Source organism: Maribacter ulvicola (genome assembly GCF_900155985.1).
GTDB lineage: Bacteria > Bacteroidota > Bacteroidia > Flavobacteriales > Flavobacteriaceae > Maribacter > Maribacter ulvicola.
The window spans coordinates 694,130-706,135 of sequence record NZ_FTMA01000001.1 but is presented as its reverse complement, the minus strand read 5'-3'; the positions used below and the strand labels follow the sequence as shown (position 1 = coordinate 706,135).

At 34.4% G+C, this 12,006-nt stretch carries 10 protein-coding genes; 5 read left to right on the top strand and 5 right to left on the bottom strand.

Going from position 1 to position 12,006, the window contains the following annotated elements:
• Window positions 1-206: 206 nt before the first annotated feature.
• Together BW936_RS03055 and BW936_RS03050 are read left to right on the top strand one after the other, a co-directional pair.
• On the top strand, window positions 207-791 hold the full coding sequence (locus tag BW936_RS03055) for a lysophospholipid acyltransferase family protein (RefSeq protein ID WP_317042871.1): 585 nt from the start codon (window positions 207-209) through the stop codon (window positions 789-791).
• A complete protein-coding gene (locus tag BW936_RS03050) occupies window positions 788-1,468 on the top strand; it encodes an HD domain-containing protein (protein ID WP_076546841.1) in 681 nt (226 codons plus the stop codon). The genes BW936_RS03055 and BW936_RS03050 overlap by 4 nt, the downstream gene beginning before the upstream one ends.
• A gap of 81 nt (window positions 1,469-1,549) precedes the next feature.
• On the opposite strand, the gene BW936_RS03045 is transcribed toward BW936_RS03050, so the two are convergent.
• Together BW936_RS03045 and BW936_RS03040 are read right to left on the bottom strand one after the other, a co-directional pair.
• The gene (locus tag BW936_RS03045) at window positions 1,550-2,896 is read right to left on the bottom strand and encodes a glycosyltransferase family 2 protein (RefSeq protein WP_244156182.1); all 1,347 of its coding nucleotides are present in this window, start codon (window positions 2,894-2,896) and stop codon (window positions 1,550-1,552) included.
• Between the two features lie 586 nt (window positions 2,897-3,482).
• Complete coding sequence (locus BW936_RS03040; protein ID WP_076546839.1) at window positions 3,483-4,556, bottom strand: PA0069 family radical SAM protein; 1,074 nt, start codon at window positions 4,554-4,556, stop codon at window positions 3,483-3,485.
• Window positions 4,557-4,638: 82 nt separating this feature from the next.
• On the opposite strand from BW936_RS03040, the gene BW936_RS03035 reads away from it, so the two are divergent.
• Window positions 4,639-5,295 (top strand): hypothetical protein, encoded by a 657-nt coding sequence (locus BW936_RS03035; protein ID WP_143744047.1) that lies wholly within the window; start codon window positions 4,639-4,641, stop codon window positions 5,293-5,295.
• On the opposite strand, the gene BW936_RS03030 is transcribed toward BW936_RS03035, so the two are convergent.
• The 3 genes from BW936_RS03030 to BW936_RS03020 are packed head-to-tail and all read right to left on the bottom strand — an operon-like array spanning window position 5,288 to window position 9,072.
• Window positions 5,288-6,841, bottom strand: a complete 1,554-nt coding sequence (locus tag BW936_RS03030; protein WP_076546837.1) for a hypothetical protein — start codon at window positions 6,839-6,841, stop codon at window positions 5,288-5,290. The genes BW936_RS03035 and BW936_RS03030 overlap by 8 nt on opposite strands.
• 17 nt (window positions 6,842-6,858) lie before the next feature.
• Window positions 6,859-7,641 carry an enoyl-CoA hydratase/isomerase family protein gene (locus BW936_RS03025; protein WP_076546836.1) on the bottom strand — a complete coding sequence of 261 codons (783 nt, stop codon included), beginning with the start codon at window positions 7,639-7,641 and terminating at the stop codon, window positions 6,859-6,861.
• 18 nt (window positions 7,642-7,659) lie between these two features.
• The gene (locus BW936_RS03020; RefSeq protein ID WP_076546835.1) at window positions 7,660-9,072 is read right to left on the bottom strand and encodes a sensor histidine kinase; all 1,413 of its coding nucleotides are present in this window, start codon (window positions 9,070-9,072) and stop codon (window positions 7,660-7,662) included.
• Between the two features lie 271 nt (window positions 9,073-9,343).
• Here BW936_RS03020 and BW936_RS03015 point away from each other — a divergent pair, with 271 nt between their 5' ends.
• Window positions 9,344-10,588: an efflux RND transporter periplasmic adaptor subunit gene (locus tag BW936_RS03015; RefSeq protein WP_076546834.1), complete on the top strand. Its 1,245-nt coding sequence runs from the start codon at window positions 9,344-9,346 to the stop codon at window positions 10,586-10,588.
• Window positions 10,589-10,594: 6 nt separating this feature from the next.
• The gene (locus BW936_RS03010) at window positions 10,595-11,968 is read left to right on the top strand and encodes an ABC transporter permease (RefSeq protein WP_076546833.1); all 1,374 of its coding nucleotides are present in this window, start codon (window positions 10,595-10,597) and stop codon (window positions 11,966-11,968) included.
• The last annotated feature ends 38 nt before the right edge of the window (window positions 11,969-12,006 follow it).

The window sequence follows — 12,006 nt, the reverse complement described above, 5'->3', positions numbered from 1 at the left end:
AAATAATAGGATTAAAAAACCGCTCTAATTGAGCGGTTTTTTATTTTTGCAAAATGCAGAAGTTGCTTTCCTATATAATAACTCCTTTTTTTTTCATAGCATTTGGGCTATGCCTACTCATTTTCCATCCAATACAATGGTTGGGACTTAAAATTTTCGGATATAATGGTTTAAAACCTGTAGTAAGCAAACTCAACTTTTGCTTAATGAGAAGCACGAATATTTTAGGTACTACTTATAGTTTCACCAATAATTATGATCTACCTACAGAAAGGCCATTGATCATCGTAACAAATCATCAAAGCATGTATGATATACCTCCTCTTATCTGGTACATGCGTAAACATCATCCAAAATTTGTAAGCAAAAAAGAACTGGGAAAGGGTATCCCTAGTGTTTCCTTTAACCTTGTCCACGGTGGCTCTGTACTTATTGATAGAAAAGATGGTAAATCTGCAATCATGCAAATAGGCAAACTAGGCAGTTACATTGAAAAGCACAATAGAAGTGCGGTAATATTCCCCGAAGGAACAAGAAGCAGGGACGGACATCCAAAACCTTTTAAACCAATGGGTCTTAAAATGCTTCTTAAAAAGTCTCCTTCTGCCCTAATAGTACCTATTAGCATTAATAACTCTTGGAAACTGGTAAGATATGGGCAATTTCCAATGGGATTAGGTGCCAAGGTTCGCTTAGAAGTACAACAACCTTTAGAAAACAAGGGCAACCTAGATGACCTTATCAAACAAATTGAAGCATCCGTAGTTAGCGGTATAAATTCTTTTAAATGACAAATTCAGAAATAGTAGAAGAAACCATCACTTTTGTTAAAGAATCATTGAAAGATGCCGAAGGAGGGCATGACTGGTTTCATATTCAACGTGTATTTAACAATAGTATGCTCATTGCGAAAGAAGAAAATGATGTAAACCTATTGGTGGTTAGCCTTGGTGCACTTCTTCATGATATTGCAGATGCTAAATTTCATGATGGCGATGAAGCCTTAGGTCCCAAAATGGCAGAGGATTTTTTGTTGGGCCTAGGCGTGCCTAAAAGAACAATTAATCATGTAACAAACATCATTAAATACAGTTCTTTCAAAGTCAGCCTAATTGATGGTAAAATGAAGAGAAAACTGTTTACATCCAAAGAACTTAAAGTAGTGCAAGATGCCGACCGTCTAGATGCTATTGGCGCTATAGGTATTGCTCGTGCATTCAACTATGGCGGATTTAAAAATAGAGCGCTCTATGACCCTAGCATACCTCCTAATCTAGAAATGACCAAAGAAGAATATAAAAAATCAGAAGCACCCACATTAAATCACTTTTACGAGAAATTATTACTTCTTAAAGACAAAATGAACACCAAAGCAGGCAAACGCCTAGCACATGAGCGACACCAATATATGATTGACTTTTTAGAACAATTTTACCAAGAATGGAATCCATTAAAAAATTTAAGCTAAACTTGCCAAACCACATAAAAACATTCAAAAAGGGTCTCAATTTAAGTTGAGACCCTTTTTCATTTTAAGAGAACATCATGCCTATTTCTGTGGCAATTCTCTTGTTAACCACCCACTTCTACTTGCCGTAGCAAGCGCATATGGCGTAATCCAAAAAAGACCGAATGTAAAAAGTATGCTATATGAATACGCCCAAATTGATTCAGAAATTGAATATCTTTTAGCATAGAACAATACTGGAAATGTTGATAAGACCATGATACTTACAAAAGTAGAACTTAAGAATAATAATGGGTGTGTAAGAACAAAAACTAACATGAAAAGTACAAATGGGTAACACAATACAATTCTTGAAAATTGGCTAAAGAACAATAATCTTGCACCTGCTTTAGGACCTTTTCTAAAGTTAGTAAATACATACTTAGACATTTGAATGTTCTCTCGTACATTACTTCTACCCCATCTAATGAACATTTTATAAAGTCCTTTATATTTTTCAGGAACATTAGTATACGCTAATGCATTTCTTTGAAACAATACGTGGAAACCTTGTTTTAATATCATGTTGGTCATTGCCCTATCTTCCCCTATATCCGAAGCTTGCCCCATAAATGTTTGATTGATCCATTCATCCAGGCAACCGAATACCGCTGTAGCTCTGTAAGCTGCTAAAGCGCCTGGTGTACACAATACCGAATTCAACGTACTTTCTGATGAACGTACAAACTCAAAACTAAGTGCAAAACTCACGTCTAGCATTTTAGGCAAAATTTCTTTCTTATTGTTGAGCACGCGAATATTACCAGCTACCGCACCACAATTCTCATCAACTATGAACGGACTCACCAAATTCCTTAACGTATCTCTATCTACAATAGAATCACTATCAACGGTAACAAAAATCTCTCCGGTACCTTCGTTGAAACCTCTGTACAATGCATGACGTTTACCCATGTTCTTAGGTTGCTGACAGATAGAAACTCTATCTCCCAATTCCTTTTTAGCTTCTTGCATCCAAGTCCAAGTATCATCTTTACTACCATCATCAATAGCTAATAATTGAATTTTATGCGCTGGATAATCACTTACCGCTAAACTCTTTAACGTTGCCCATACTTGCTTTCCTTCATTATAGGCAGGAACAATAACCGTAACCGTAGGCAATTCTTCATCAGAAACCGATGGTATTGCTTTATATTTTAAAAATCGTATAAATGTATAAATGAAGAAACTCAATTTAAAAACGAAAAAGGCAGCAGCAACGATCATAAAAATTAATCCGATCATGGTGCTTCTTCTTTCTAAATGCAATTGAGTAAAGTCGTTTTGCAATATATAAGCTAGATAAGCCGAACCAAACATTAACACAAATGTGCTACCCATTACAAATACGCCCCATGCGTTGGCATTTTCAATTAGATGTTTCATTCTGGAGAAGAAAGGCGTTCTCTCCGTTTTTTCGGTATTCTTTTTTAAATTTTTCATATCTTATTTGGAAGTGTTATCGGTGTTTATAAATAGCTCTAATATTTATTGTACTCCTCCTATCTACGCTTGGATTTAACGTTTGGATTTTTTCTTAACAAAACTTTCAAAAGATTTTTTTCACCGTATTCAACTGCAAGGTTTTTAATTTTAACCCACTGATTTTAAAGCTATTTTTTTTGACTCATATCTAATAATACCCTCGTTAACATATAGTTGTACTCATCCTTGAGAAAAATATTTTTTTATCAAGGATTGAAAAAATAAATTACATCATCATCAATTCAATTTTCCACAACACCTATAGGCGACTTCATTTCATCAAAAAAACAGAAAATCCGTTTTTTACTTTTAGAGAGAAATCTGCCTGTAATTTTCTCACCATAGAGCAACGTATCTTAACTTTAATAACTACCCTTGAATAAATTTTTTAATAAAAACTAAAGGGGATAATTTTACTTTTAGAGATGACAGTACCATCTCAAATGTTTAGTCAGACAGTCTATACATCTACGTAAAAGAATTAAGCTTAGAATAACTTCAACTGGCCATCTTTATAAGATTCATGTAAATCTATATTGAGCTTAGGAAAAGATGTATTCTTAAAATACTTCCGTTTAGCCAAACGCACCATATCATGAATTTGAGTAGCAATTTTACCTTCGCCCTTGCTTCTCACACCAAATCTACTGTCGTTTAAATTACCACCGTGGCATTCTTGAATTTGATGTAATACTTTTTCTGCTTTGTCGGGTAAGGTTTTACGAATCCAATCTGTGAATATTTCACCAATTGCCCCGTTTAAACGAACTACGGTGAATGCCATGGACACAGCTCCATGTTCTGAAACCGCCTTAGCCAAATTCAAAATTTCATGACTGTTTATTCCTGGTATAATCGGTGCCAACATGGCATTTACCGGTATACCATTTTCTGATAATACGCGAATAGCTTCAAGCCGTTTTTTAATAGTCGTAGTTCTAGGTTCTACTATTCTTCTCGTTTCTTCAGATAAGGAAGTAACCGAAATATTGATGCCTATTAATCCGTATTCATTAAGTTCTTTTAGAATATCCAAATCACGCAAAATCAAAGCGTTTTTGGTTATAATCCCTACCGGATGTCTATATTTTAAGAATACCTCTAGACACTTTCTGGTCAGTTGAAATTCTTTTTCTGCAGGCTGATAACAATCTGTGTTGCCCGACAGGACTATGGTACAAGCTTTCCAGCTTTTACTTTTCAATTTTGCTTCCAAAAGTTTTGGAGCATCATGCTTTACCAGAATTTTTCGTTCAAAATCTAATCCCGCGCTATAGCCCCAAAATTCATGTGCATTTCTAGCATAACAATAAATGCAGCCGTGCTCACAACCTTGGTACATGTTCATAGAGTAACTCATACCCACATCTGGACTAGTTACTTTATTTACTATCGTTTTTGGAAATATAGGTAAGAATTGGGTTTTATTCCTGTCAGCAACTTCCCCTTCTAAACGGCAAAACTCAAGAAAATCATCTCGTGTTTCATAACTATACGTAGAGAATTTATTACTGGTATTTTTTTGGGCTCCCCTACCTTTTACAGGAAAATCTGATTTCATATTAGGATTTATTCCAAAATTATGGAAATAATCCTAATAAAATATTTTATAGTTTCATTTTATAATTATTTAAATTGGTTGAATGAAAAGCATATTCGTAGTAGCACTTCTTTTTCTTAATTACCATTGTTTTTGCCAATTGGCCACACCAAGTCTTTATGGTGAATACGATGTTTTTATAGATGAAGAATTTAACGACAATATATTTTATAAAATAACTTTCGGCTCTGAATTGACTTCATACAAATTTATTGCTCCTGAAGTTGATGTTTCATACTACTACGGCTTAAACTCACAAGAAATGTTTGGTGCCGATCAAACAGGACCACCAACATACGCTGCCTACTTAAATGAACACTTCGAAGGGTTCATATGGGGATTTTCGCCAAAGCTATTTTATGAAGAAGAAGGTACGCGCGTTGTTTTAATACCAAAATATCATTTCGGCAAAATACAGGCGATAGGTAATTTTTTAGATTCTGATAATATTAGACTAGAAAAAAAGATTACTGCAAAAATGTATTATTGGTCTTTTGCTTTAGGTATTGAAGAATCTAAGTGGTCTAACAACGCTACTTACGGATTTTACCTAATTTATAATGGCTTGAATGCCGGTAAAGCGCTCAATCAATTAGATTTTAATGCACAATCGTACTCAAAAGATAATTATAACACCAGAACAATTGGGCTTGGCATTAGAATTTCTTATAATTTCAAAACACGGGATCAGATTATTTAACACTTACTTGAACCAATTGCTTTTTTGTACCTCTTTTGGCATAGAATCTTAATTCATCATGCAGATAATCAATATAAGGTGCAGATACCATTAAAGGCAAGCGTGCTTCGGTATCGTCAATAACCTTGTTGTATTTCATATGCCCGTTTTTATCTAAACGAATTAAAAATACATTTCTATTTCTACTTAATCCTTGTTTAAACATAATACGGTCTTCACTCAATTGCTGAGGGTTTTCTGAAGATGTACTGATGAAAAAGTAGGTGATATCATTTTTAGTGTAAGCACTATAGGATGCATATGCACCATCGCCTTGGGTTACCTCCGTTTTATTGATATTCCTTGCCCAAATTAAATCTCCCACCGGACTCAATTTTGCACTGATAATATCATTATGGTGATATCTAGTAACCATTACACGACCACCGCTAGAGTTAGACTGTACACTTCTACTTGTAAAATACTCCTCTGCATTGAACAAAATATTACCTTCCTTGGTGATAGTCATTCCTTTAAATACCAAATCTTTAATAGCCTTATCATCTTCACGCCCAAACTTATCCATCATAAACTGTTCAGAAAACGGATTAAATTTTTCAGCCTTCAATTCTAAAGAGTTGGGATCTAAATTAAAATAAGAAATACCGTTGTATCTATTATCCTTTCTATCCGCATAAAAACCGATACATAACAGCTCATTCTCTTTAAAAATAGGTTTTAGAGATTCTGGAAATTTACCGGGAGTATAGAAAGATTGTACGCTTCTACCGCTTTTTGAAACTCTGACCATCTCATACTGAAACTTTCGTTCCGTAGCATTAAAACGCTTTTTTTTAAAATAGGCCTTACCTACCAAATAGACATTCTGTAAATCTTTAGAAAAAACAATATTTTCAAAAGCATAGTTTTTTTCTTCTACCTCATCAGAAAAATCGTGCTCCATTAATTTATTTAGATTGGCATCGAAAACATGAATAGTATGCTGATCGATCTTTCTTTTCTTATAGTGCGTAGTTATGGCAAATGCCGACTTTTCATCATTGAATAAAATAGAAGTGGTAAACCCAGACGAGAAATTTCTGTTATAGAAATTTCTATCCAAAGGCTGTTCTACCGGGTCAGACGCTATAGACAGCAAGGTTTCTTTTGTAAACTGAAATTGAGAGAAGGGGCTTCTATGCACTTCATACTGATAACTTCTAGCATTATAGTTGTACTCCAAAAACAACAAATAAACTTGCCCGTTACGTACATAGGCATCTATAAAATTAGCATTTTTAAGTTTATAATTATATTCAGAAACCAGTTCTAGATTTTTATTGTAATGCTCAATAAAATACCCCTTAGGTCTTAAAACAATTCCGGTATAATAGGCACGAACTACAACAGTACCTTCACTACCATCATCTGCAATGGCAAGCATGTTAGAGTACCTGTATTTATCGTGGAATTTTTCACCAATAGTATACGAAACCAGTTCTTCTTGAGCAAAAGAAGCCAGAACATTGATCATTAAAAAGAATAAGAAAGCGCTACGTTTTAACATAACCAGTTTGGTTTATGTCATGAACCCGGAAACGCTGCTTTTCTTTTTTCTAAAAATGCGGTGGTCCCTTCGGTAAAATCGTCTGTTGCAAAACAGGCGCCGAAAGCCTCAATTTCCTGTTCATAACCATTTACAGTATTTTTAAAACCAGCATTTACTGCTTTTATTGCATGAGAAATGGCAACAGTTGAGTTATTGGTTATTTTAGAGATAATTTTATGGCACAATGGCATGAGTTCTTCTTGTGTAGTTACATGATTTACCAAACCAAAATCTTGTGCTTGTGCAGCAGAAATCATACCTGCGGTCATGATCATTTCCATAGCCCTGCCCTTACCCACCAACTGCGGTAAACGTTGTGTACCACCGTAACCAGGTATAACACCTAAAGATACTTCGGGCAATCCCATTTTAGCATTATCACTGGCCACTCTAAAATGACAGGCCATGGCCAATTCTAAACCGCCGCCTAAGGCAAAACCATTGACTGCTGCAATTACAGGTTTAGATAATTCTTCCACAAAATTGAACAACTGTTTTTGACCTTTAGCCGCTAATTTTTTTCCTTCTTTTTCACTGAAATCAGAGAATTCTGAAATATCGGCACCGGCAACAAATGCCTTTTCTCCACTGCCGGTCAAGATAATAGCCTTTACACTTTTATCTTTATTCAAATCCTTGAAAGCCTCATGTAATTCGCCTATGGTTTGCTTGTTTAAAGCATTTAATTTATTAGGACGATTGATCGTTACAATTGCTGTAGCATCCTCTTTTTCAATTAATAAAGTTTCGTATGACATTGTTATTGATTTGTTGCGTTATACATTTTCTTTAGGAAACTTAACACAAAATACCGTTCCCTTACCTAAATGAGACGTAAAGTTGATAGATCCCTTATACGTTTCCACTATATTTTTTACCATACCCAAACCTAAGCCCATACCACTTGTTTTGGTAGTAAATTTAGGTTCAAATATTTTTTCTTCGTTATCCTTTCCAATACCGTGACCGTTATCTGCCACAGATATTTTAACCATATCCCCTTCTGATGCCACACTGACCAAAACTCTAGGCGATACAACATCTGGCACGGCTTGTATGGCATTTTTAACCAAATTGGTTACCACACGTATTAATTGTGTACGATCTAATTTTGCAATAATTTCCTCTTCTTCTGCAATGAAATGAATATAATCTTCATTGAAAATATCTAAAGCCAGTTTTACAATTTTAACCACATTCAGTGTCTCATTCTGCTGTGCAGGCATTTCCGCAAAATTTGAGAAAGCAGATGCAATGCTGCTCATGGTATCTATTTGCTGAATTAAGGTATTAGAGTATTCTTTAAGTTTCTCATTAATTTGTGGATCTTTTGGATCAAACTTACGTTCAAAACTCTGCACTGTTAATCTCATTGGCGTTAGCGGATTTTTAATCTCATGCGCCACTTGCTTCGCCATTTCTCGCCAGGCCTGTTCACGCTCACTACGAGCTAATTTTACGGCACTTTGTCCTAATTCATCAATCATACCATTATAAGCGGCAATTAATTTTTCTATCTCTTCACCAGGATTGTCGATGAAAATTTTCTTGTTCTGCTTGTTTAGATTGGTGCGCCCCATCATGGTAGATATGGTTTCTAAAGAGCGGGTAATATACTTAGAAATAAAAAAGGCAAATGATATCGCCATTAGTAACATCAATAAATACACCCCTGACAAGCGCAATAGAAATTCTCTTAATTCGTGGTCATTAAATGAATTATCTTCAAAGTAAGGCAGATTTAAAATACCAATTGGTTTAAACTTTTGATCGGCTATATAGGTAAAGGAAGCTTGGTACTTATCTCCTGCCAAAGCATTTTCCCTTACATAACGTTTTACCGGACTTACTTCTAATTTATTGAGCACCTCTGCATCTAAGCACATAGATATAGAGTCATTGGCAAATTTTGGACGAGAGCTCTTTATAAGCTCACCATCTAAACTATAGATGTTAAAGTTCATATTCTGCACTACCGCAATCTCATAAATTTCATTTTTGAAAATTAAATCGAGATTTTCGGTCGTAACGGGATACGTGGTTTTCTGAATGGCAAGATCTATACTTTGGCGAATTTGCTCCTCTTTGCGCTCCATTCTGTTTTCATGGTAGTCTATATTAATTTCCTTAAACTGATAAACAGTAATACCAAATATTAAAACAGATGCTATTAACACCAATAAAATCATTGATACAAATATGCGTGTTCTAAGTGAAAACCTTGTTAACAAAAGCGATGTGTTTCCTTCAAAGTTAGCAAATATCGCACCAAAAAAAATTAATCTAAAACTTATAACTGGGAACCTCTATTATTAACATATTCAAAAATTATTGAGGAATAACACTATTTTATGGTATTTTATTAACTATTCACGTAATTTATTATGAAAAAAATAACATTTAGTGAAATTTTTGAAAAAACAAATTAGTTAATTTTAGAAGTTTTAAAACCAATCTACCATGCATAAAAAACGACTTTATCTTGTCGGGATCCCTATTGTACTACTTCTCTTAGGTTATTTTTTTTTTAGTGCTGATTCAAAAGAAGAAGTCTCAGTAACTACCAAGGTTATAAAAGGAGAATTCTTAAATGAGGTGCTAATTTCCGGTGAAGCACAATCTACAAACCTTAAAAATATTGATGGTCCGGCAAACCTTAGAAAATTTAGGTTAAACAATATTAAAATACAAGATTTGATTCCTGAAGGTACCGTAATCAAAAAAGGAGATTATGTAGGTAGGCTGGATCCTTCTCCGGTTAATGAACAAATCATAGATGCTCAATTAAGTTTAGAAAATGCCGAATCAAAATATCTACAAGAACAACTAGATACTACGCTGACCTTAAAACAAGAAAGAACGGCTTTGAAGGATATTCAGTTTAATATGCAAGAAGATCAGCTTGAGCTAAAGAAGTCAATTTATGAATCACCGACAACCATAAGGCAATTAGAAATAAAAATAGAAAGGGCTACACGAGATTTAAGAGAAAGAAAGGAAGATTATTCTATAAAGAAAAGAAAGGCTGTTGCTAAAATGGTTGAGGTTGGCACCGAAGTTTCTAAAATACGAGCAAAATTAGATGATCTTATTGCGCTTCAAAAATCATTTACAATTCATTCAGATGCCAATGGCATGGTAACCTATGCTAAAAACTGGGATGGTAGCAAGAAGAAAGTAGGCTCAGATATCAATGCATGGAATTTAACGATTGCCACGCTTCCCGATTTAACAAAAATGGAATCTAAAACATACTCTAATGAAGTTGACATTAGGAAAATAAGCAAAGGACAAACGGTTTTGGTTGGTTTTGATGCCTTTCCTGAAATAACTATTGAAGGGGTTGTTACTAGTGTTGCCAATGTTGGGGAAAACAAAAAGGGTTCTGATATTAACCTTTTTCAGGTATTGATAAAACTAAACGAAACCAATCCTAATATTAGACCGGGCATGACAACCTCTAATAGAATCTTAATTCAAAAAGAAGAAAATGTATTAATGATTCCTTTAGAAGCTGTATTCACTAAAGACTCCATAAATTACGTCTACAGTGCTTCTGGTTTTTCTATAGACAAAAAGCAAGTAGAACTTGGAGAATCAAATGATGATGTAATTATCGTTAAAAGAGGATTATCGGAAAAAGATGTTGTCTACCTTAGTAAACCTGAGGGGCTAGAAGATAAAAATATTGCTCAGATAAGATAATCTTCTATGACTAATAAAATCATTTTAGAAACGATTAAGTCTAACCTTTCTGAAGCCATTCGTGTAATAATGTCCAATAAGGTACGTACATTACTTACCGCATTAGGAATCATATTTGGAGTAGCTGCGGTAATTACCATGTTAGCTATAGGCAAGGGTGCCGAACAGGAAATTTTAGCACAATTAGATCTGGTAGGCGTGAACAATATAGTTGTGACGCCCATACCCGATGAAGCAGACGAAAATAATTCTGAATCAGAAGATGATAGCGGTGCGTCAAGAACAATTAGATTTTCTAAAGGACTGGATTTACTAGATGTATCTAGCATAGAAAAAAACATTCCAACGGTAAAAAAGCTAAGCCCTGAAATTATTCTTGAAACTTATGTCATTAAAAAAGGCAAACAAAGTTCTGTGAAATTAATAGGGATAACTAACTCATTTTTTGAAACTTCAAATATTCAAATAGCCCAAGGAGAGAATTTCACCAAAAGACAAACCGTAAACGCCTTGCCTGTATGTATTATTGGAAAAAAGGTAGAAAAAAAGCTATTTACCAGAGAAAGTGCCATTGGTAAATACATCAAAGTAAAAGATGTTTGGTTAAAGGTTATCGGTATTATTGAAGAAAAATTAATCTCAGAAACAGCTCAAGAAAACCTAGGAATCAGAGACTTAAACCAAGACATTTATATTCCTGTAAAAACATTTCTGGTTCGCTATAAAGATCGAAAAATAATAAGTGACAAAACCATGGACATTGGTGGTGGTATGGTGATTATGGGCGGCAATAATAACGGACCAAAAAAAAGAAAGCCGCGTGGCAACTATCATCAAATAGATAAGCTGACTATACAGGTAAATAATTCAAACGAGCTAAAATCTACCGCTGAAGTAATCAGTAAAATGCTTAAAAGAAAGCATAATGATATGCTTGATTTTGAAATCTCTATCCCCATTCATTTATTAAAACAGCAACAAAAAACAAAACAGATTTTCAATATCGTTTTAAGTATAATTGCCGGAATTTCTTTGTTGATCGGAGGTATAGGCATTATGAATATAATGTTGGCATCCATTTTAGAGCGTACTAAAGAAATTGGAATAATGAAAGCAATTGGCGCTACCAAACAAGATATCATCTTACAGTTTTTATCAGAGTCTATTTTAATTAGCTTGGGCGGTGGTATCTTAGGGTGCATTTTAGGAATAATTGCTTCATATATATTAGAACTTGCTACTGGTATAGAAACCATAGTATCTATAGGCTCCATCTTATTGTCATTTTTGGTAGCAACCTTTATTGGGCTCATTTTTGGAGTCTTCCCTGCAAAATCTGCCGCTAATAAAAATCCTATTGATGCCATTAGGCATGAATAACAGTATATATAATTCGCTTTAACTTTAGAATTGATCAA